The following is a 26,060-nucleotide window of genomic DNA, read 5'->3' on the forward strand; positions in this document are numbered from 1 at the left end:
AAATAAAGTGGAAAATGAGCATAAAAAGAGTTTTATTGAAAAGACGTTTTTAAAAGTAAGTAGTATAGATAAAGTTTTAGAAGATAGAATAGATTTTATTTTATTAAGAATTGTAACTATGCTTAAATATTTTTTTATTTTAGCAATGATTTTATATCTTGCTATTTGTATAATGAGTCTTTCTCATAAAATAATTTCTTTTACTCTTGCTCAAGGTGCTTTGGATTTTGTTTCAATTAAAAATATATTAACTGATGGTTTATTTACTTTAATTGTTATTGCTATTGTTAAAACACTTTTTATTAAAAATGGTTTTGATTATGCTTTAACTTTTTTAGAAATAGCATTTGTCGTGATTATTAGAAAACTTATATTATTAGAAACAATTCCTTCTGAAACAGATTTGTTGATTGCATTAGGAGTAACTTCTTCTTTATTTTTTGTATTGATAATTTATATACATAATCTAAAAAGAAAATGGTTAAAAGAGGATAAATAATAATTATTGGTTCAGAGGAATTATTATTTTGAACTCTGCTCCTTTACATTTATTATTGTCATAAATATATTCTTTATTGGAAACTAAAAGTTCTCCATTCATATGTTTTTTTATAATTTCTAAAGACATATAAAGCCCAATTCCAGTCCCTTGGCTTTTATGTTTAGTAGTAAAATAAGGTTCAAATATTCTGTTAATTATTTCTTCTTTAATTCCACCTGCATTATCTCTTATTGTTAAAATTAGATTTTGCTTCTCTTCATAAGAGTTTATAAAAATGTATTTATCTTTATCTTTTATCGTTTCAAAAGCATCAATTGCATTATTGATGATATTTAATATAACTTGAATAAATTCATTTCTAAGACCTAAAATAATTATTTTATCTTTTGATTTAATAATCTGAATATCTCTATTTTTTAATTTGCTAGTTACAAGGCTTAATGCTTTATCTATTGCTTCATTTACATTAAAAGAGATAATCTCTTTGTCATTACTAAAAAAATTTCTAAAATCATCAATAGTATTTGACAAATGTTGTGAAGAGTTATTTATGATTTCCATGGTTTCATAAAATTCATTATCAGTTAGTAAGTTTAAATCTTTTTTTAATTTAGCTCCTGTTGCAACAGTTGAAATTACAGATAATGGTTGTCTCCATTGATGCGCAATATTTTCAATCATTTCCCCCATGGCTGCCATTTTTGATTGTTGATTTAAAATAGTCTCTTTTTGAATTAATTCTCTAGTTTTTCTTTCAACTAAATTTTCAAGATTTTTATTCATTTCACTTAATTGTTTAGTTTTTTCTTCTACTTTTATTTTCAAAGTTCGATTTAAATTTTTTAGTGTGAAGTTTCTATATATAAAAGCTAATAAGATTATGAAAATAGCTAATGTTATTTTCCAAAAAATATCATAATCAAAACTAGTTTGAAATTGAACATTATTCCATTTATTTACAATTGTATTTAATTCATTATATGAAACAGAAGAAATGGCTTTATTTAAAATTGATTCTAAAATAGGGTAATCATCTCTTATCATAAATTTAAGACTAAAATTTAGTCCTGTATTTCCAGAAACTTTTAAATCATCAAAATCATATTTTGAAATGTTATAGAGTAATACAGGTTTAATATCAATAAAAGCATAGACTTTATTTTTAGAGACTAATTCTAAACCTTCTTTTACACTTTTAACAGGAATGAGAGCTATTTCAGGATAATTGTTTTTTAGTACATTATGTGCTGTGAAATTATTTCCAATAGCAATTTTTTTATTTTTTATAGAAGAAATATTTTCTATAAAATTTTCATCTTTTTTTGTAACAATTGAAATAGGAAAATTTGCATATTCTTTTGAAAAAATTGAAAATTCTTTTCTTTGAGGAGTATCTGCTGTACTGTAGATTAAATCTGTTTCTTTATTTTTTATACTTTCAATTTGTTGATTAAAAGTTTCAAAAAATATATTTTTTGTTTGTAAATTTAATTTTTTAGATATTAAATACCAATATTCAGATGAAATTCCAATAGCTTCATTATTTTTTGATTTGAAAGTAAATGGTTCCCAAGCATTTGAAATAGATACTTTTATTTTATTATTTTTAATAAATTCTATCTCTTCAGAAGTTAAATTTATTTGATATTTGAAGTTTTGGTAATAGTAGTCATTTTCGTTTAAAATCCATTTTTTTTCTATATTTAAAAGTTCATTTATTGGGATTTTTAAAAATCCTTTGTTAAAAATTTCAACTTTTGCTTTATCTAAAGTTATTGCTTGAGTTTTAGTTTTTTTAATTAATTTATTTAAAGGTTTTATTAGATGAAATTGATTGTTTTGAACAGTATAGTATTCAAAGGCAAGTTTATCTTCATAGATTAAATCAATTTCTTGATTTTTTAAAGCATCAATAATATCTTTATAATCTTCATAAATTTTTATATTTGCAGTAGGAATATTTTCTAAAATTAATTCTTTGAAAGTATTGCTAATTAATCCTATTTTTAAATTAGTAGATAACTCAAATGGAGTATTATTTTTAGTAAGAGTGAAAAAACTACTATTTGTTTCATAAAAAAAATCAGAACCAATCATCCAATCTTCATAGGTATCTGTTCCTAAAAAGAAATCAACTTTTTCTTCTTTTGCCAAATTAATAGCTTCATTCCAAAGTTTTCCATCAATAAACTCTACTTTATAATTATTATATTTAGCCCAAAGCTTCCAAATATCAATATATAGTCCTGTCTCTTTCCCTTCTTGTTTATATGAAAAAGGAGTATAATTAGGATCATAAGAAACTTTGAAAATAGGCTCTTTTGTATGAGCATTAAGAATAAATAAAATGAGAATAAGAAGAAGTTTCATTTTAGCCTAATTAAAAAAATAATTTAGAATTCTATTAAGAAAGCATTATATCAAAGAATTATTAAAGTTTATTAAGCTTTTAATAATCTAGTCTATAACCAACTCCTGAAGTATTTATTATAGAATCTTTTCCTACTTTTTTTCTGAGTTTATTTAAAAGATTTTTTAATGCAGAATCTGTAGCTTCATATTCATCTTCCCATAAATAACTTTTTAATTCTTCACTTGAAACAATTCTATTACTATTTTTTATCAAAAAATCTAAAAGAGTTAATTCTTTTGATGTTAATGATAATTCTTCTTCTTTTTCTGTATCTATTAGTTTTTTATGAAGAACATTATAATTAATGTTATTTTTAAAAGAAATTATATATCTTGAATTGTCTAAAATTTCATCGACACATTTATTTAAAGCTTGATTTAAACTTTTAAAATCTATAGGTTTTGTAAGATAATCTATTAATTTTAATTTTGTTGCTTCAAGTAAAAATTTTTTATCAGTGTATGCACTAAGTATGATTATAGGAATTTTTTTGTCTATTAGTCTTATTTCTTTAATAAAATCTATTCCTGATTTATCAGGTAAATTAATGTCTGATAATATGATATCAATTCTTTTTTCATGTAAGATTTTTTTTGCTGATGCTATATCTTCAGCATCAAAGACATTATCACTAAATAACAACAGTGTTTTTTTTACATTTAATTTGATATTTTCTTCATCTTCTATATAGAGGATATTTAATTTTTTTAAAATATTCACGTATTGATTAGTAATTGACATAATTAACTCTTGAAACAGATTTTTTTTATGATATAATAAATAAGCTTAGAATTTATTAATTAGATTAAAAAAATAATAATTAGTGATATTTAATTTCAAATTAAGTAAAAACTGTGTAAAGTAAGAAAAAAAATTATTTTTAAATAGAATAAGTGGAGTTAAAATGTATAAAACAAAAATATTAAAGTTTGCGTGTATCTCAGTGTTAGCTAGTTCATTCTTACATGCATCAAGTTTAAAAGAGAGTGTTGAAAAAGTACTATCTACTAATCCAGAAGTAATTTCACAAAGAAATAATCAAGAAGCTTTTAAAAAATATATAGATGAAAGAAAAGCTAATTATTTACCTAGAATAGATATAGATGGAAGAATTGAAAAGAGCAATTCGGATAAAAAGTATGATAGAGAGACTCCACCTAGTGTTGTTAATGGATCAGAACAAGAAGATGGATATAATTTTGGAATAGCATTGAATCAAATGCTTTATGATGGTGATTTAACTCCGAGTCAAGTAAGAGAAGCTAAACATAATGATTTAGCAAATAAATTTAGAACTGAAAATATTATTGAAAATGTAGTTTATGAAACGATTTCTGCATATCTTGGATTAGTTCAGTATGATGAAACACTTGCTTTGACAGCAGATATGATTTCAACTAATGAAGACAACTTACAAATAGCAAAAGAAAAAGAGTCTATAAGTGGTGAAGTTTTAGAGACATATGAAGTTGATTCTAAATTGAATTTTGTAAAAGAGAAGTATTTAGAAGAAAAAGATTTAAAGAGTTCAAGAATTAGTACATTTAAAAGATATGTAGGTGTTGAACCTTCAGGAAATGAATGTAGACCTAAAATGGATTTATTAAAAATTCCAGATAATTTACAACAATTAATTGAGCTTGCAGTTTTAAGAAACAATGAAATTCAAGAACAAATTGAAAGAATAAAAGCACAAAGAGAAAAAATAGCTCAAGCTGATTCTAAATTCTTACCAAATTTAAATTTAGAATTAAAAGCATTAACAGATAATGATTTATCATTAAATGAAAATGGAATTGAAAATCAAGTTTTTGGAAGAATTAATCTTGCTTGGAATTTATATAATGGTGGAGGAGACTATGCGGTTTCTCAACAAGAAGCATTATTCTTAAAAGAGCAAAAAGAGAGATTAGATGCAATAACAAATAAAGTTGTTGAATCAATGAAAGTAAATTATCAAAGATTCCTAAAGAATCAAGAGAGAATAGATGTTCTTAAAAAATATGTTGTAGCAAATGAAAATATAGTTGAAGTATATAAAAGTGAATTTGAATCAGGAACTAGAACTTTTGTTGATATTTTAGATGCTCAAACAGATTTATATGAAGCTAAAAAAAGTTTAGTAAATAGAGAATTCGAATTATATAGAAATTATTATGATATGTTATTATCTTTATCTATGTTAACAGATTCTGTTTTAGATCCTAAAAATGATGTTTGTTCTGATAATAAAGCTTTAGCAAGTGTTGTTTCGGAGCAAAAAGAGTATCAAAGAAGTGAAAATACAAATGAATTAAAAGCTCTATTAGGTGATGAGCCAACTATTGTAAAAGATGAGTTAAAAGAAGATTTAATTGTTGAAGAAAAAGAAGTTTTAGGTACTCAGAACTCTGAATATAAATCATTTTTAGAAGCTCCAGAAGGATATTATACTATAAATATTACAACAACAGAAGGTTTAGATTCAGCAAAAAGATTTGTTAATACGAACTCTTTAAGTTCAAATGATTCTTATGTTTATCCTTTTGGTCCTGAAATGAAAAGTGCTAAGGTAATTTATGGTATATTTAAATCAGTAAAAGAAGCTTCATTAGCTTTAGAAAATTTACCATCTTCTGTAAAAGCAAATAAGCCTTATATAGACAATATATTAAAACATCAGAAATTATATTTCAAATATAATAAATAAGGTTTATAAAAAGGTACATATTGGAAAATAATCATTCTAATTTAATAGAAAATGAAACATTAGGTGACTTAAAAGATAGAAGAAAAGTAGATGACTTATTGGGTTGTCTACTTTTTTTATCAAAATATCATAATAGAGAAACCTCTGCTGAATCTCTTACATTTGGTCTACCAATACATAAAGCATCAATGAATATATCAATGTTTCATCAAGCATCTTCAAGAATAGGATTAGTTACCAAAACAGTCAAAAGAGAAAAGATAAAAGATATAACAAAATTAGCACTTCCTTCTGTATTAATTTTAGATAAAAGAAGAGCATGTGTTTTACTAGATTATGATCTTAAAAAAGGTGTTGCACAAGTAATAATTCCTGGATTAATTTCTGGCGAAACTCAAATGACTATAGAAAAATTGGAGAGTGAATATACGGGTGAAGTAATAATTATTAAACCTGAGTATAATTTTAATAATAGAATAGAAAAACAAGTGGTAGTTGACAATCCAAAAGATTGGTTTTGGGGAACATTAAGAAGAAATGCAGGTATTTATAAACAAGTTGTAGTTGTTTCTTTATTTATAAATATTTTCATTTTAGCAACACCTTTGTTTACCATGAATGTGTATGATAGAGTTTTACCAAATAATGCAATAGAAACTTTATGGGCATTATTTATTGGAATTTCTATTGTTATGATATTTGATTTGTTATTAAAAGTATTACGTTCATATTTTTTAGGAATTGCAAGTAAAAGAGCAGATACAATAATGTCAAATAAGATATTTAATCATTTACTAAACATAAAACTTGAGGCTAAACCAGCTTCTACAGGACAATTTGTAAGTAGACTGCAATCTTTTGAAAGTGTAAGAGAGTTTTTTACAGGTGCAACCATTGCTGCTATGGTAGATTTCCCATTTGTTATTATATTTATTATGGTTATATTTTTTATTGCTGGACCTTTAGCTTATATCACTATTACTACAGTAATTATATCTTTATTAATATCTTGGTATTTACAAAGACCATTAAAAACAATAATAGAAAAATCTGTAAAAGAAGAGCAGATAAAACAGACTACTCTTATAGAGACAGTTTCTGGATTAGAGATAATAAAAAGCGTAAAAGCACAAAATAGAATGAAAACACATTGGGATAATTCTATAAATAAAACAGTTCATTTTGCTGATAAAGGTCATTTTTTATCTCAAAGTATTACTTATTTGACAGGATTTATATCTCAATTTTCAAATATTGCTATTGTTGCTGCTGGTGTTTATTTAGCACAAGAAGGTGAAATAACAATGGGGGCAATTATTGCTGCAATGATTTTAAATGGAAGAGTAATAGCGCCAATATCTCAACTTGTAGGAATGATAATTAAATTTGATAGAACAATGTTGTCATTAAACAATCTTGATGAAGTTATGAAAATGCCTGTTGAAAAAGAGAATAAAACATATATTAGCCGTCCTAATTTAAAAGGTGATATTGAATTAAAAGATGTTCAATTTTCATATAAAGAACAAAATCATCAGACTTTAAAAGATATTAATTTAAAAATAAAACAAGGTGAGAAAGTTGCAATTTTAGGAAAAATTGGTTCAGGTAAATCTACTTTGTTAAAACTTATAATGAATTTGTATGAACCAACAAAAGGCTCTGTTTTAATAGATGGGTTGGATACAAGACAGATTGATCCAGTTGATTTACGGCATGCTATAGGAAGTGTTCCTCAAGAACCATTTTTATTTATGGGTACGATTAAAGATAATCTTACAATAGGTGAGCAGTATGTTTCAGATGAAGAATTATTAAGAGTTTCTAAAATTGCTGGACTTGATGATTTTTTGGGGAAACATGAAGCAGGATATGATTTATTAGTAGGTGAAAGAGGAGATGGACTTTCAGGTGGTGAAAGACAATCTGTAACTCTTGCTCGTGCTTTAATTTCTGATCCAAATATTATAATGCTTGATGAACCAACAAATTCTATGGATAGACAATCTGAAAAATCTTTTATAAATCGTCTACAAAATATTGTGCAAGATAAAACTTTAATAGTAGTAACTCACAAAACTTCACTATTACAATTAGTGGATAGAGTAATAATTATTGAAAATGGTAAAATAATTGTTGATGGCCCTAAAGATCAAGTTTTCACAACTAAGTTAGGATAAATGATGAGTATTGAAAAAAATCTTATTGAAGAAGAAACTATAGAAAAACCTGAACATTTGACTGTTGCTGAAAATAAAAATAAGAAAATAAAAACAAAAGAGAATGGAAAAAAAATCTCATTTGGTATAATTGATAGCATAAAAAAACTATATGGATTAGGAGATGATAAAAAAGAAGAAGATTTGAATTTTATATATTCTTCTTATTCTGATTCAAACGAAAAACCAAATTCGGTGAGTAAAATTATATTTATTTTAATAACAGGTATTTTTTTGATTTTATTACTTTGGGCAAGTCTTGCTGAAATTGATGAATTAGCAAGAGGTAATGGAAAAGTAATTCCAACAGATAAAATACAAACAGTTCAATCTTTAGATGGTGGGATTATTTCAGAAATTTTTGTAAAAGAAGGTGATACTGTAAAGTTTGATGATCCATTAATGAAAATAGATACTACGAGATTTCAAGCAACTTTAGAAGAAAGTAGACAAGAATATTTATCTTTATTAGCATTAAAAACTAGATTAGAAATTGAATCTACAATTGATATAGAAAAAGAGTTACCAGAATTACAATTTGATGAAAAAGTTATGAATGATTCATCGAAATATTATATAAATGAAAAATTATTATTAGAAAATAGATTCAGAGAATTAAAATCTTCTATAAATGTTCTTCAAAGCCAAGAAAATCAAAAGATTCAAGAATTAAAAGAGATTGAAAGCACTATAAAAAAACTAAACGATAGCTTAGGATTTATTGAAGAGCAAAGAAAAACTATAAGAAAATTGGTTGAAAGAGGAATAAAATCGAATTTTGATTTGTTAAATGTTGAAAAAGAATATAATCAAACAAAAGGTGATTTACAAACTGCAAAACTATCTATTTCAAGATCTAATTATGCAATTATTGAAGCTAGAAATAGGATTCAAGAAAGATTAAATACTTTTAAATCAGAAGCATCAAATGAACTACAAAAAACGGTTAGTCAAATAAATAGATTTGAAGCAAGACTAATCGGAGATAAAGATAAAGTTGATAAAACAACTATTACTTCACCAGTTGATGGGATTATTAAACAATTAAATTTTAATACTATTGGAGGAGTTGTTCAATCAGGAGTTGATTTGATTGAAATAGTTCCTTTAAGTGATGCTTTAGTCGTAGAAGCAAAAATTGACCCGAAAGATATAGCATTTATAAATCCAAGCCAAAAAGCTATAATAAAGATTACAGCTTATGACTTTTCTATTTATGGTGGTTTAGATGGAAAAATTGTTGAAATATCAGCAGATACTATAGTTGATAAAGATTCAAAAGAAGGTAAAAGTTATTATCGTGTATTAGTAAAAACTGACAAAAATTATTTAGAGAGAAAAGGGAAAAAACTTCCAATTATTCCTGGAATGATAGCTACAGTAGATATAGTTACTGGTAAAAAAACAATCTTAGATTTTATATTAAAACCTATTTTAAAAGTAAAACAAGAATCACTACATGAAAGATAAATAAATTAGGTAAATTTAAATTAACTTTATTTATTTAAAATAATAAAAAAATTAACAAAAAAAAACTTTTTAGAGACTTTATTATTATAATATACTAGAATAAAATAGTTAAAATATTAATGGAGATATCAAATGAAGTTAACAATAAAATCAGATAATCAAGTTAAGATTATAGACCTAAACAAAGATTTAGAGCTTAGTGCTGTAAAAGGTGAACAGTATGTATTTTCTAATGGATTCACTAGTTATACACTTAATTTTAAAGATGATCAGCAGACAGTATCTTTACAATTTAATGTTGATGGAAAAGTAATAAAAATTGATTTAAAAGGAATAGTACCTTTTCTTCAAGAAAATTCTTCAGAGATTGAAAACCCTACAGCTATTATTATTAATAAAACAATTAATGAAGGTAGTATTGATAATGTTATTCAAAATGATGCTTTTAATGGTAGTGAAATAATTGATAAGTTAGAAGCATTAATAACTAATCCTGTAGATTTAGGAAAAGATTTAACTTTAATTTCAGATTTTCAAACTTTAATTGAAGCATTGGATGCAGCAGCAGCTGGTGGAGAGCAAGGTACTAGTAACACAAATGCATCTTCTTTTAATTCAATTTTTTCTCCATTAGAAGATTCGTTAAATGATATAGGCGAAACAGATATATGGGAAAATTTATCTGAATCTATATCAAGTGTGCCTGTTGATACAGGTACTCCTATCGGAATTGTAAGTGAAATTACGCCAATAATAAATGTAAATATAAAATTATTTCCTGTTAAAGTAGATGTAATTGAAGGTGAAAATGCAATATATAAATTAACATTAACTGATGATGAAGGAAATCCTATTATAGCTATTGAAGATATAGAGGTAACATTTAGATATACATATATTACTGCTTCAGGTGATGATATTATTGAGGTGAAAAGTGTAATTATTCCAGCTGGTTCAAGTGAAATTACTTTTGAAGTTGAAACAATTAATGATAATATCTATGAAATAACAGAAGAATTTACTATTGAAATAGAAACAGTTTCTAATCAAGAACAATTTGATAGTGTGGTAATTGATAATACTCCTATTTTAACTGTAATAAATGATGAAGATGATAATAACCCAGATACGCCAGATGTTCCAACAGATGGAGATAAACCAGTAGTATCAATAGTAGCAACAGATGCAGTAGCAACAGAGGGACCAACAGATACAGCAACATTTACAATATCTCAAACAAATACAAGTAACTTTGATACAAAAGTAAAAGTAACTCTTAATTTAACAGAGATTACAAAAGAAGATATAAGTAAAGTAGAGTATACAGATGCAAATGGTAATACAGTAACATTAACATCATCTCAAATAGATGCATTAGTAGCAGGAACATTTGAAGTAGTAATTCCAAAAGGAAGTACAGGAACACCAAGCTTTACATTTACAGCAACAGATGATGATATCTATGAAATATCAGAAGGGTTTGGATTAAGTATTTCTAATGCTGAAAATGCAACATTAGGAACATCTTCAGCAACAGCTGTAATAAATGATGAAGATGATAATAACCCAGATACGCCAGATGTTCCAACAGATGGAGATAAACCAGTAGTATCAATAGTAGCAACAGATGCAGTAGCAACAGAGGGACCAACAGATACAGCAACATTTACAATATCTCAAACAAATACAAGTAACTTTGATACAAAAGTAAAAGTAACTCTTAATTTAACAGAGATTACAAAAGAAGATATAAGTAAAGTAGAGTATACAGATGCAAATGGTAATACAGTAACATTAACATCATCTCAAATAGATGCATTAGTAGCAGGAACATTTGAAGTAGTAATTCCAAAAGGAAGTACAGGAACACCAAGCTTTACATTTACAGCAACAGATGATGATATCTATGAAATATCAGAAGGGTTTGGATTAAGTATTTCTAATGCTGAAAATGCAACATTAGGAACATCTTCAGCAACAGCTGTAATAAATGATGAAGATGATAATAACCCAGATACGCCAGATGTTCCAACAGATGGAGATAAACCAGTAGTATCAATAGTAGCAACAGATGCAGTAGCAACAGAGGGACCAACAGATACAGCAACATTTACAATATCTCAAACAAATACAAGTAACTTTGATACAAAAGTAAAAGTAACTCTTAATTTAACAGAGATTACAAAAGAAGATATAAGTAAAGTAGAGTATACAGATGCAAATGGTAATACAGTAACATTAACATCATCTCAAATAGATGCATTAGTAGCAGGAACATTTGAAGTAGTAATTCCAAAAGGAAGTACAGGAACACCAAGCTTTACATTTACAGCAACAGATGATGATATCTATGAAATATCAGAAGGGTTTGGATTAAGTATTTCTAATGCTGAAAATGCAACATTAGGAACATCTTCAGCAACAGCTGTAATAAATGATGAAGATGATAATAACCCAGATACGCCAGATGTTCCAACAGATGGAGATAAACCAGTAGTATCAATAGTAGCAACAGATGCAGTAGCAACAGAGGGACCAACAGATACAGCAACATTTACAATATCTCAAACAAATACAAGTAACTTTGATACAAAAGTAAAAGTAACTCTTAATTTAACAGAGATTACAAAAGAAGATATAAGTAAAGTAGAGTATACAGATGCAAATGGTAATACAGTAACATTAACATCATCTCAAATAGATGCATTAGTAGCAGGAACATTTGAAGTAGTAATTCCAAAAGGAAGTACAGGAACACCAAGCTTTACATTTACAGCAACAGATGATGATATCTATGAAATATCAGAAGGGTTTGGATTAAGTATTTCTAATGCTGAAAATGCAACATTAGGAACATCTTCAGCAACAGCTGTAATAAATGATGAAGATGATAATAACCCAGATACGCCAGATGTTCCAACAGATGGAGATAAACCAGTAGTATCAATAGTAGCAACAGATGCAGTAGCAACAGAGGGACCAACAGATACAGCAACATTTACAATATCTCAAACAAATACAAGTAACTTTGATACAAAAGTAAAAGTAACTCTTAATTTAACAGAGATTACAAAAGAAGATATAAGTAAAGTAGAGTATACAGATGCAAATGGTAATACAGTAACATTAACATCATCTCAAATAGATGCATTAGTAGCAGGAACATTTGAAGTAGTAATTCCAAAAGGAAGTACAGGAACACCAAGCTTTACATTTACAGCAACAGATGATGATATCTATGAAATATCAGAAGGGTTTGGATTAAGTATTTCTAATGCTGAAAATGCAACATTAGGAACATCTTCAGCAACAGCTGTAATAAATGATGAAGATGATAATAACCCAGATACGCCAGATGTTCCAACAGATGGAGATAAACCAGTAGTATCAATAGTAGCAACAGATGCAGTAGCAACAGAGGGACCAACAGATACAGCAACATTTACAATATCTCAAACAAATACAAGTAACTTTGATACAAAAGTAAAAGTAACTCTTAATTTAACAGAGATTACAAAAGAAGATATAAGTAAAGTAGAGTATACAGATGCAAATGGTAATACAGTAACATTAACATCATCTCAAATAGATGCATTAGTAGCAGGAACATTTGAAGTAGTAATTCCAAAAGGAAGTACAGGAACACCAAGCTTTACATTTACAGCAACAGATGATGATATCTATGAAATATCAGAAGGGTTTGGATTAAGTATTTCTAATGCTGAAAATGCAACATTAGGAACATCTTCAGCAACAGCTGTAATAAATGATGAAGATGATAATAACCCAGATACGCCAGATGTTCCAACAGATGGAGATAAACCAGTAGTATCAATAGTAGCAACAGATGCAGTAGCAACAGAGGGACCAACAGATACAGCAACATTTACAATATCTCAAACAAATACAAGTAACTTTGATACAAAAGTAAAAGTAACTCTTAATTTAACAGAGATTACAAAAGAAGATATAAGTAAAGTAGAGTATACAGATGCAAATGGTAATACAGTAACATTAACATCATCTCAAATAGATGCATTAGTAGCAGGAACATTTGAAGTAGTAATTCCAAAAGGAAGTACAGGAACACCAAGCTTTACATTTACAGCAACAGATGATGATATCTATGAAATATCAGAAGGGTTTGGATTAAGTATTTCTAATGCTGAAAATGCAACATTAGGAACATCTTCAGCAACAGCTGTAATAAATGATGAAGATGATAATAACCCAGATACGCCAGATGTTCCAACAGATGGAGATAAACCAGTAGTATCAATAGTAGCAACAGATGCAGTAGCAACAGAGGGACCAACAGATACAGCAACATTTACAATATCTCAAACAAATACAAGTAACTTTGATACAAAAGTAAAAGTAACTCTTAATTTAACAGAGATTACAAAAGAAGATATAAGTAAAGTAGAGTATACAGATGCAAATGGTAATACAGTAACATTAACATCATCTCAAATAGATGCATTAGTAGCAGGAACATTTGAAGTAGTAATTCCAAAAGGAAGTACAGGAACACCAAGCTTTACATTTACAGCAACAGATGATGATATCTATGAAATATCAGAAGGGTTTGGATTAAGTATTTCTAATGCTGAAAATGCAACATTAGGAACATCTTCAGCAACAGCTGTAATAAATGATGAAGATGATAATAACCCAGATACGCCAGATGTTCCAACAGATGGAGATAAACCAGTAGTATCAATAGTAGCAACAGATGCAGTAGCAACAGAGGGACCAACAGATACAGCAACATTTACAATATCTCAAACAAATACAAGTAACTTTGATACAAAAGTAAAAGTAACTCTTAATTTAACAGAGATTACAAAAGAAGATATAAGTAAAGTAGAGTATACAGATGCAAATGGTAATACAGTAACATTAACATCATCTCAAATAGATGCATTAGTAGCAGGAACATTTGAAGTAGTAATTCCAAAAGGAAGTACAGGAACACCAAGCTTTACATTTACAGCAACAGATGATGATATCTATGAAATATCAGAAGGGTTTGGATTAAGTATTTCTAATGCTGAAAATGCAACATTAGGAACATCTTCAGCAACAGCTGTAATAAATGATGAAGATGATAATAACCCAGATACGCCAGATGTTCCAACAGATGGAGATAAACCAGTAGTATCAATAGTAGCAACAGATGCAGTAGCAACAGAGGGACCAACAGATACAGCAACATTTACAATATCTCAAACAAATACAAGTAACTTTGATACAAAAGTAAAAGTAACTCTTAATTTAACAGAGATTACAAAAGAAGATATAAGTAAAGTAGAGTATACAGATGCAAATGGTAATACAGTAACATTAACATCATCTCAAATAGATGCATTAGTAGCAGGAACATTTGAAGTAGTAATTCCAAAAGGAAGTACAGGAACACCAAGCTTTACATTTACAGCAACAGATGATGATATCTATGAAATATCAGAAGGGTTTGGATTAAGTATTTCTAATGCTGAAAATGCAACATTAGGAACATCTTCAGCAACAGCTGTAATAAATGATGAAGATGATAATAACCCAGATACGCCAGATGTTCCAACAGATGGAGATAAACCAGTAGTATCAATAGTAGCAACAGATGCAGTAGCAACAGAGGGACCAACAGATACAGCAACATTTACAATATCTCAAACAAATACAAGTAACTTTGATACAAAAGTAAAAGTAACTCTTAATTTAACAGAGATTACAAAAGAAGATATAAGTAAAGTAGAGTATACAGATGCAAATGGTAATACAGTAACATTAACATCATCTCAAATAGATGCATTAGTAGCAGGAACATTTGAAGTAGTAATTCCAAAAGGAAGTACAGGAACACCAAGCTTTACATTTACAGCAACAGATGATGATATCTATGAAATATCAGAAGGGTTTGGATTAAGTATTTCTAATGCTGAAAATGCAACATTAGGAACATCTTCAGCAACAGCTGTAATAAATGATGAAGATGATAATAACCCAGATACGCCAGATGTTCCAACAGATGGAGATAAACCAGTAGTATCAATAGTAGCAACAGATGCAGTAGCAACAGAGGGACCAACAGATACAGCAACATTTACAATATCTCAAACAAATACAAGTAACTTTGATACAAAAGTAAAAGTAACTCTTAATTTAACAGAGATTACAAAAGAAGATATAAGTAAAGTAGAGTATACAGATGCAAATGGTAATACAGTAACATTAACATCATCTCAAATAGATGCATTAGTAGCAGGAACATTTGAAGTAGTAATTCCAAAAGGAAGTACAGGAACACCAAGCTTTACATTTACAGCAACAGATGATGATATCTATGAAATATCAGAAGGGTTTGGATTAAGTATTTCTAATGCTGAAAATGCAACATTAGGAACATCTTCAGCAACAGCTGTAATAAATGATGAAGATGATAATAACCCAGATACGCCAGATGTTCCAACAGATGGAGATAAACCAGTAGTATCAATAGTAGCAACAGATGCAGTAGCAACAGAGGGACCAACAGATACAGCAACATTTACAATATCTCAAACAAATACAAGTAACTTTGATACAAAAGTAAAAGTAACTCTTAATTTAACAGAGATTACAAAAGAAGATATAAGTAAAGTAGAGTATACAGATGCAAATGGTAATACAGTAACATTAACATCATCTCAAATAGATGCATTAGTAGCAGGAACATTTGAAGTAGTAATTCCAAAAGGAAGTACAGGAACACCAAGCTTTACATTTACAGCAACAGATGATGATATCTATGAAATATCAGAAGGGTTTGGATTAAGTATTTCTAATGCTGAAAATGCAACATTAGGAACATCTTCAGCAACAGCTGTAATAAATGATGAAGATGATAATAACCCAGATACGCCAGATGTTCCAACAGATGGAGATAAACCAGTAGTATCAATAGTAGCAACAGATGCAGTAGCAACAGAGGGACCAACAGATACAGCAACATTTACAATATCTCAAACAAATACAAGTAACTTTGATACAAAAGTAAAAGTAACTCTTAATTTAACAGAGATTACAAAAGAAGATATAAGTAAAGTAGAGTATACAGATGCAAATGGTAATACAGTAACATTAACATCATCTCAAATAGATGCATTAGTAGCAGGAACATTTGAAGTAGTAATTCCAAAAGGAAGTACAGGAACACCAAGCTTTACATTTACAGCAACAGATGATGATATCTATGAAATATCAGAAGGGTTTGGATTAAGTATTTCTAATGCTGAAAATGCAACATTAGGAACATCTTCAGCAACAGCTGTAATAAATGATGAAGATGATAATAACCCAGATACGCCAGATGTTCCAACAGATGGAGATAAACCAGTAGTATCAATAGTAGCAACAGATGCAGTAGCAACAGAGGGACCAACAGATACAGCAACATTTACAATATCTCAAACAAATACAAGTAACTTTGATACAAAAGTAAAAGTAACTCTTAATTTAACAGAGATTACAAAAGAAGATATAAGTAAAGTAGAGTATACAGATGCAAATGGTAATACAGTAACATTAACATCATCTCAAATAGATGCATTAGTAGCAGGAACATTTGAAGTAGTAATTCCAAAAGGAAGTACAGGAACACCAAGCTTTACATTTACAGCAACAGATGATGATATCTATGAAATATCAGAAGGGTTTGGATTAAGTATTTCTAATGCTGAAAATGCAACATTAGGAACATCTTCAGCAACAGCTGTAATAAATGATGAAGATGATAATAACCCAGATACGCCAGATGTTCCAACAGATGGAGATAAACCAGTAGTATCAATAGTAGCAACAGATGCAGTAGCAACAGAGGGACCAACAGATACAGCAACATTTACAATATCTCAAACAAATACAAGTAACTTTGATACAAAAGTAAAAGTAACTCTTAATTTAACAGAGATTACAAAAGAAGATATAAGTAAAGTAGAGTATACAGATGCAAATGGTAATACAGTAACATTAACATCATCTCAAATAGATGCATTAGTAGCAGGAACATTTGAAGTAGTAATTCCAAAAGGAAGTACAGGAACACCAAGCTTTACATTTACAGCAACAGATGATGATATCTATGAAATATCAGAAGGGTTTGGATTAAGTATTTCTAATGCTGAAAATGCAACATTAGGAACATCTTCAGCAACAGCTGTAATAAATGATGAAGATGATAATAACCCAGATACGCCAGATGTTCCAACAGATGGAGATAAACCAGTAGTATCAATAGTAGCAACAGATGCAGTAGCAACAGAGGGACCAACAGATACAGCAACATTTACAATATCTCAAACAAATACAAGTAACTTTGATACAAAAGTAAAAGTAACTCTTAATTTAACAGAGATTACAAAAGAAGATATAAGTAAAGTAGAGTATACAGATGCAAATGGTAATACAGTAACATTAACATCATCTCAAATAGATGCATTAGTAGCAGGAACATTTGAAGTAGTAATTCCAAAAGGAAGTACAGGAACACCAAGCTTTACATTTACAGCAACAGATGATGATATCTATGAAATATCAGAAGGGTTTGGATTAAGTATTTCTAATGCTGAAAATGCAACATTAGGAACATCTTCAGCAACAGCTGTAATAAATGATGAAGATGATAATAACCCAGATACGCCAGATGTTCCAACAGATGGAGATAAACCAGTAGTATCAATAGTAGCAACAGATGCAGTAGCAACAGAGGGACCAACAGATACAGCAACATTTACAATATCTCAAACAAATACAAGTAACTTTGATACAAAAGTAAAAGTAACTCTTAATTTAACAGAGATTACAAAAGAAGATATAAGTAAAGTAGAGTATACAGATGCAAATGGTAATACAGTAACATTAACATCATCTCAAATAGATGCATTAGTAGCAGGAACATTTGAAGTAGTAATTCCAAAAGGAAGTACAGGAACACCAAGCTTTACATTTACAGCAACAGATGATGATATCTATGAAATATCAGAAGGGTTTGGATTAAGTATTTCTAATGCTGAAAATGCAACATTAGGAACATCTTCAGCAACAGCTGTAATAAATGATGAAGATGATAATAACCCAGATACGCCAGATGTTCCAACAGATGGAGATAAACCAGTAGTATCAATAGTAGCAACAGATGCAGTAGCAACAGAGGGACCAACAGATACAGCAACATTTACAATATCTCAAACAAATACAAGTAACTTTGATACAAAAGTAAAAGTAACTCTTAATTTAACAGAGATTACAAAAGAAGATATAAGTAAAGTAGAGTATACAGATGCAAATGGTAATACAGTAACATTAACATCATCTCAAATAGATGCATTAGTAGCAGGAACATTTGAAGTAGTAATTCCAAAAGGAAGTACAGGAACACCAAGCTTTACATTTACAGCAACAGATGATGATATCTATGAAATATCAGAAGGGTTTGGATTAAGTATTTCTAATGCTGAAAATGCAACATTAGGAACATCTTCAGCAACAGCTGTAATAAATGATGAAGATGATAATAACCCAGATACGCCAGATGTTCCAACAGATGGAGATAAACCAGTAGTATCAATAGTAGCAACAGATGCAGTAGCAACAGAGGGACCAACAGATACAGCAACATTTACAATATCTCAAACAAATACAAGTAACTTTGATACAAAAGTAAAAGTAACTCTTAATTTAACAGAGATTACAAAAGAAGATATAAGTAAAGTAGAGTATACAGATGCAAATGGTAATACAGTAACATTAACATCATCTCAAATAGATGCATTAGTAGCAGGAACATTTGAAGTAGTAATTCCAAAAGGAAGTACAGGAACACCAAGCTTTACATTTACAGCAACAGATGATGATATCTATGAAATATCAGAAGGGTTTGGATTAAGTATTTCTAATGCTGAAAATGCAACATTAGGAACATCTTCAGCAACAGCTGTAATAAATGATGAAGATGATAATAACCCAGATACGCCAGATGTTCCAACAGATGGAGATAAACCAGTAGTATCAATAGTAGCAACAGATGCAGTAGCAACAGAGGGACCAACAGATACAGCAACATTTACAATATCTCAAACAAATACAAGTAACTTTGATACAAAAGTAAAAGTAACTCTTAATTTAACAGAGATTACAAAAGAAGATATAAGTAAAGTAGAGTATACAGATGCAAATGGTAATACAGTAACATTAACATCATCTCAAATAGATGCATTAGTAGCAGGAACATTTGAAGTAGTAATTCCAAAAGGAAGTACAGGAACACCAAGCTTTACATTTACAGCAACAGATGATGATATCTATGAAATATCAGAAGGGTTTGGATTAAGTATTTCTAATGCTGAAAATGCAACATTAGGAACATCTTCAGCAACAGCTGTAATAAATGATGAAGATGATAATAACCCAGATACGCCAGATGTTCCAACAGATGGAGATAAACCAGTAGTATCAATAGTAGCAACAGATGCAGTAGCAACAGAGGGACCAACAGATACAGCAACATTTACAATATCTCAAACAAATACAAGTAACTTTGATACAAAAGTAAAAGTAACTCTTAATTTAACAGAGATTACAAAAGAAGATATAAGTAAAGTAGAGTATACAGATGCAAATGGTAATACAGTAACATTAACATCATCTCAAATAGATGCATTAGTAGCAGGAACATTTGAAGTAGTAATTCCAAAAGGAAGTACAGGAACACCAAGCTTTACATTTACAGCAACAGATGATGATATCTATGAAATATCAGAAGGGTTTGGATTAAGTATTTCTAATGCTGAAAATGCAACATTAGGAACATCTTCAGCAACAGCTGTAATAAATGATGAAGATGATAATAACCCAGATACGCCAGATGTTCCAACAGATGGAGATAAACCAGTAGTATCAATAGTAGCAACAGATGCAGTAGCAACAGAGGGACCAACAGATACAGCAACATTTACAATATCTCAAACAAATACAAGTAACTTTGATACAAAAGTAAAAGTAACTCTTAATTTAACAGAGATTACAAAAGAAGATATAAGTAAAGTAGAGTATACAGATGCAAATGGTAATACAGTAACATTAACATCATCTCAAATAGATGCATTAGTAGCAGGAACATTTGAAGTAGTAATTCCAAAAGGAAGTACAGGAACACCAAGCTTTACATTTACAGCAACAGATGATGATATCTATGAAATATCAGAAGGGTTTGGATTAAGTATTTCTAATGCTGAAAATGCAACATTAGGAACATCTTCAGCAACAGCTGTAATAAATGATGAAGATGATAATAACCCAGATACGCCAGATGTTCCAACAGATGGAGATAAACCAGTAGTATCAATAGTAGCAACAGATGCAGTAGCAACAGAGGGACCAACAGATACAGCAACATTTACAATATCTCAAACAAATACAAGTAACTTTGATACAAAAGTAAAAGTAACTCTTAATTTAACAGAGATTACAAAAGAAGATATAAGTAAAGTAGAGTATACAGATGCAAATGGTAATACAGTAACATTAACATCATCTCAAATAGATGCATTAGTAGCAGGAACATTTGAAGTAGTAATTCCAAAAGGAAGTACAGGAACACCAAGCTTTACATTTACAGCAACAGATGATGATATCTATGAAATATCAGAAGGGTTTGGATTAAGTATTTCTAATGCTGAAAATGCAACATTAGGAACATCTTCAGCAACAGCTGTAATAAATGATGAAGATGATAATAACCCAGATACGCCAGATGTTCCAACAGATGGAGATAAACCAATATTAATAATAACTGGAAGTATTGTTGAAGAAAAAGAAAGTGGAATTTCTACTGGTGAAAAAGTTTTAGGTACTGTTGAAATCAGTATTTCAAATGGAAAATTTTTTACTGAAGATTTAAATATTACATTAAGTACAGGGCAGGTTGTAACTATTAAAGCAGGTGAAACAACAACTGGACCTATCAATGTTGAAACAAATAGAATTGATGATTATTATAAACAAGGTACTACAACATATGATGTATCAATACAAGAAGTATCAAACTCTAAAATAGATATAACTGGAAAAACAGCTACTATAACTATTAATGATGATGTTGATCCAATAGGTATTGAAATTACAGCCACAGCCACAGCTCCAAAGATTATAGATGTAAATACTGAATTCAATGATCTTACAGGAGTTAAAATTAGTGCTACAGATACAGATGGTAATTTAAAAAATATTTCTGTTGTTACAGGTACAAATCATGATGGATTTGGTGTGGAAGGAAATACTACAGGAAGTGGAGCTAGTTCAGAATTAGGAAATCTTGGAAATGGAAAGAGTGAAAAATTAATTTTTGAATTTGATAAAGACATTAATTCTTTGGATGTTGCTTTTGCATGGAGACATAATGGTGAAACAGCAAGAATTACATTTATAAATGATGGCAATATTGTAGGATATGCAGAAGTTAAAGGTGGAGGAAGTAATACGAAAGCAAAAGTAAATTATTATACTCCAGATGGTGAATTAATAAGATCTGTTGAGGCGCAAGGAGGAACAGATAGAGTAGATTTATCTTATACTTTTGAATTAGTAAATAATGATGGTAGTTTGGGAACTTTTGATCAAGTTGAGTTTACAGCACCAAATCATGATGATGATTATTTGATTAATAAAATTACATATAAAGAGGTTTTAAATCCAGAAATAATAGATGTTTCAGCAGATAATGGTAGTGTAACATTTGATGTTCAACTTCAACATCCACCTCAAGGAAATGCTACGGCTAAAATAGAGGTAAATGGAGTGATTTATAATAATGTTGTTATAAATGCAACAGGAAGAGCGACATTAACAGTTGATGGAAAAGATTTAGGTGATTTATCTAATGTTGTTATAAAAGTATTAGAAATAAATGGTGGAAATTATGAAAAAGTAAATTCTGTAGAAAAAACTTTTGATTTTACACCTGTTTTAAAATCTACAGATGATAGTATGATTACTAATGAAGATGAAACTTATACATTAAAAGTGACAGATTTTGGTGAAGTATCAGTAAATACAAAAGAGTTTAAAATTACTGAATTACCAAATTTAGAAAGTGGAAAACTTTATTTATTGGTTAAAGAAGGTGAAACAATAATAGATAAAGAAGGAAATATAAGTGTAGCAACACAAGATACAAAAATTGAGATTTTTGAAAATCAAATTATTAAATTAGCGGATGTAGGTGCAGAAAAAGTTATTTTTGAACCAAAAATTAATAGTGATATTGATGGAAGCTTTAAATTTGAGGTTGGAGATGGAAATGGAAAATTTAGTGATGAATATACAACAGTTATTAAAATTAATGCTGTTTCAGATACACCAACAACAAGTATTGATGCAGTAAAATTATCTTCAGGAGAATATACTGTTGAAATTAATGCCGCATTAAGAGATATAGATGGAAGTGAAACATTAACAGTTAAAATTAGTAATGTACCAAATGGTGCTGAATTATCAAGTACAAAATATGAAGTTACAAAAAATTCAGATGGTTCTTGGAATGTAAAAGTTCCAGCTGGATCAACTTCTATTTCTGATACTTTAGTTATGAATAATGTACCTCAAGGAACAGATTGGGTAAATTTAAAAATTACAGCAACTGCAACAGAGAAAAATGATAATAATGATGGTAAAAACTTTGCAATAGCAGAAGCAAATGATTCAACAGTTCATTCTGTAGGAGAGAGTGACCAAGTTTGTATGGAATCATTTAAATATAATATAATGATTACTTTAGACAACTCTGGAAGTATGAGAGGTGATAAGATAACTTTAGCAAAAACTGCAATGGTTAACTTAGTAAATAAATATACAGACTTAGGAGAAGTAAGAGTTACATTAAATGTATTCAATCAATATGGTGAAATTAAAGGTTTATGGGTAACACCAGCAGAAGCAATATCTTTAATTGATCAAATAACGGCTAGTGGTGGTACAAACTACGATGATGCTTTATTAAAAAATATTGATACTTTAAGTAAAAACCCTGCTCCATTAGATGGAAAAACAATTTCTTACTTTGTATCAGATGGACAACCAACATATAAAATGGTTAAGAATTCTAATGGTGAGTGGAATATATCAGGAAATGGTTCAACTACTGAATCTGTTACTAAAGAAATTGCAGATCAATTTAAAAATTTAAATATTGATGAATCTTATGCTATTGGAATAGGTACTTCAGAATTAAATACACATCTAAATAATATAACAGATGATGTGACAGTTATTAGTGATGCTAATCAGCTAAGTGATACTTTAGAAGGAACAATTCAAGAGTTAATTTATGAAGGAACAGTTGCTGATAATATTTCAGGTGGCGATGTAAAAGTAAAAATTGATACTATAGTGATAGATGGAAAAACATATACAAAAGATACATTCCCTATAAATGGAGTGATTACTGGAGATAATAAAATTAAATTAACATTTAATTTTGAAACAGGTGAGTATAAATATTATGCTAAATCATCTAAATTTAGTGTTGAAAATGTTGGATTTAAAGTAAATGCAAGTGATGTAAATGGAGATACAACAACATTTGATGTTGGGTTAAAAGTTTCGGTTATATCTGAAGTTTATACTCCTGTTACAAGTATTGATGTTAGAAAAATATCATCTTTTGAAGATATAAATGAGATAGTTGCGAAAGTTGGAAACAAAACATATAATATTTCTGATATATTAAATAATAAGGGTAGTTATACTGAGTTGAAAAATATTGGAAATAATACTACAACTAGTGCAACTAATATAATTGTTAATGAAAATTTAGATAATAATGATTTCTTAAAAGCTTCATCTGCTGATAATATTATTGTAATAAATGCTAATCTTAATGGAAATGCTAAAATAGAACCAATGGGTGGTAATGATTTTATAGCAATTTTAGGAGATTTAAAAGGTTATAATAATACTCTTAATGATAGTGCTGGTAAAGATACATTATTTTTAGGTAAAGCTTCAACATATTATTCATGGAATATAAACACTCATTCAGGTGAAACAGGACTAGATGGAACAATTACTCAATATTCTGATAAGGATAAAACACAGGTAATAGGAACATTAGTTATAAATAATATAGATGGTGTTATTTTTGCAGATGGTAAAACTATTGGTAATGTTACAATTGAAAAAAATATTTCAACATTAGAATATGAAGTTGATTTTAGTGCAGCATTAAAAACAGGTACAGATGGAGTTTTAAGTGTAAAGATTAGTAATGTTCCAGAAGGTGCAAGCTTTAATTTACAAGATATTAAAAATTTAGGAAATGGAGTTTGGGAAGTAATAGTTCCAGCTGGAGCTAAATCAATTGATTATAACAATATAAAAATGATTGTTCCAGAAGGTACAAAATATGTTGATTTAAAAATTACAGCAACAGCAAGTTCACAAGCTGCTTGTAGCTTAAATAATGTAAAAGAGGCAATAGATAGCGATGCAACTCTTTATGCAGTAAGTGAGTCTGAACAAGCTAAAATGAATTCGTTTAAATATAACTTAGTATTAACTATAGACAATTCTGGAAGTATGAAAGGTGATAAGATAACTTTAGCAAAAACTGCAATGGTTAATTTAGTAAATAAATATACAGAATTAGGAGAGGTTAAAGTATTCTTAACTACATTTAGTAATACAGCAGAAATCAAAGGAGTTTGGGTTGATTCACAAACAGCTATAAATTTAATAAATAATATTTCTACGAAAAATATGACAAATTATGATGATGCATTGTTGAAAGTTATTAATACAATGAATTCTACACCAGTACCTTATAGTGATGGAAAAAGTGTTTCTTATTTTGTATCTGATGGGCAACCAAATTATGGGATGAAACAAGATAGTAACGGTGAGTGGGTATTAAATACTAGTGCAAATGGTGTAAATCAAACATTATCTACACAATTTAAGAGTTTAGATATTGACAAATCATATGCTATTGGAATAGGAACAAGTTCATTAAATACACATTTAAATGCAGTGTCAAATGATGTAACAATTATCTCTAATGCTACACAATTGAGTCAAACTTTAGAAGATACAGTTCAAGAATTATTAGTTGAAGGTAACTTCTTAGATAATGTTATTGGTGGAGATGGAAAAATTACAGCTGATACTATTACATTTGAAGGAACGGTATATACAAAAGATACATTCCCAATAAATGGAATAGTTAGTGGTGATAATCATATTAAATTAACAGTTGATTTTGAAACAGGTGAATATAAATATTATGCTAAATCTTCTAAATTTACAGAGGAAATAAAAGTATTTACAGTTGAAGCTAGTGATAACAATGGAGATAAAGTAAAATATGATATTGAAGCTGAAGTCAAAGTTATTAATGAAAAAGCTGAAAATGTTCAACAATTAACTGGAGAAGATATAGATTTATCTAAAGTTATTACTAAAACTACAGATGTTATTGATATGGAAAATAGTGATACAAGTGATAAATTAAAAGTTGAATTACAAGATATTTTAGATTTAAATAATAAAGAATTAATAATAAAAGGAGATTTGGGAGATATTGTAGAACTTGATAAGCCAGCTACTGATTGGGTAAAAGGACAAACTCAACAAATTGATGGAAAGAATTATAATGTTTATACTAATGCAACAGTAAAATTGTTGATAGAAGATGATATTGATGTTATTCCAGATATTTAAAAAGAAGAGAAAATT

7 protein-coding genes are annotated in these 26,060 nt (G+C 28.7%); 5 read left to right on the top strand and 2 right to left on the bottom strand.

Annotated features, from left to right (window positions below):
* Window positions 1-7: 7 nt before the first annotated feature.
* Window positions 8-499, top strand: coding sequence for a hypothetical protein (locus tag AAQM_RS01185; protein WP_129096100.1), 492 nt, complete (start codon window positions 8-10; stop codon window positions 497-499).
* A 3-nt stretch (window positions 500-502) separates the two neighbouring features.
* Here the strand turns inward: AAQM_RS01185 and AAQM_RS01190 are convergent, their stop codons facing one another.
* Window positions 503-2,872 carry a transporter substrate-binding domain-containing protein gene (locus AAQM_RS01190; protein WP_129096099.1) on the bottom strand — a complete coding sequence of 790 codons (2,370 nt, stop codon included), beginning with the start codon at window positions 2,870-2,872 and terminating at the stop codon, window positions 503-505.
* Window positions 2,873-2,951: 79 nt separating this feature from the next.
* On the bottom strand, window positions 2,952-3,656 hold the full coding sequence (locus AAQM_RS01195; RefSeq protein WP_129096098.1) for a response regulator transcription factor: 705 nt from the start codon (window positions 3,654-3,656) through the stop codon (window positions 2,952-2,954).
* Window positions 3,657-3,819: 163 nt separating this feature from the next.
* On the opposite strand from AAQM_RS01195, the gene AAQM_RS01200 reads away from it, so the two are divergent.
* From AAQM_RS01200 to AAQM_RS01215, 4 genes are all read left to right on the top strand, one after another.
* Entirely contained in the window at window positions 3,820-5,604 is a 1,785-nt protein-coding gene (locus tag AAQM_RS01200; RefSeq protein WP_129096097.1) for a TolC family protein, read from the top strand.
* Between the two features lie 20 nt (window positions 5,605-5,624).
* The gene (locus AAQM_RS01205) at window positions 5,625-7,784 is read left to right on the top strand and encodes a type I secretion system permease/ATPase (RefSeq protein ID WP_129096096.1); all 2,160 of its coding nucleotides are present in this window, start codon (window positions 5,625-5,627) and stop codon (window positions 7,782-7,784) included.
* Between the two features lie 3 nt (window positions 7,785-7,787).
* The gene (locus tag AAQM_RS01210; protein ID WP_129096095.1) at window positions 7,788-9,293 is read left to right on the top strand and encodes an HlyD family type I secretion periplasmic adaptor subunit; all 1,506 of its coding nucleotides are present in this window, start codon (window positions 7,788-7,790) and stop codon (window positions 9,291-9,293) included.
* Window positions 9,294-9,425: 132 nt separating this feature from the next.
* Window positions 9,426-26,045 (top strand): vWA domain-containing protein, encoded by a 16,620-nt coding sequence (locus tag AAQM_RS01215; protein ID WP_171920635.1) that lies wholly within the window; start codon window positions 9,426-9,428, stop codon window positions 26,043-26,045.
* Window positions 26,046-26,060 lie beyond the last annotated feature (15 nt).

Origin of the sequence: Arcobacter aquimarinus (assembly GCF_013177635.1) — a bacterium.
GTDB classification, from domain to species: domain Bacteria; phylum Campylobacterota; class Campylobacteria; order Campylobacterales; family Arcobacteraceae; genus Aliarcobacter; species Aliarcobacter aquimarinus.

Coding starts and splice junctions, on each gene's coding strand:
- AAQM_RS01190 (WP_129096099.1), bottom strand. CDS start 2,872: ATGAAACTTCTTCTTATTCTCATTTTATTTATTCTTAATGCTCATACA.
- AAQM_RS01195 (WP_129096098.1), bottom strand. CDS start 3,656: ATGTCAATTACTAATCAATACGTGAATATTTTAAAAAAATTAAATATC.
- AAQM_RS01200 (WP_129096097.1), top strand. CDS start 3,820: ATGTATAAAACAAAAATATTAAAGTTTGCGTGTATCTCAGTGTTAGCT.
- AAQM_RS01210 (WP_129096095.1), top strand. CDS start 7,788: ATGAGTATTGAAAAAAATCTTATTGAAGAAGAAACTATAGAAAAACCT.
- AAQM_RS01215 (WP_171920635.1), top strand. CDS start 9,426: ATGAAGTTAACAATAAAATCAGATAATCAAGTTAAGATTATAGACCTA.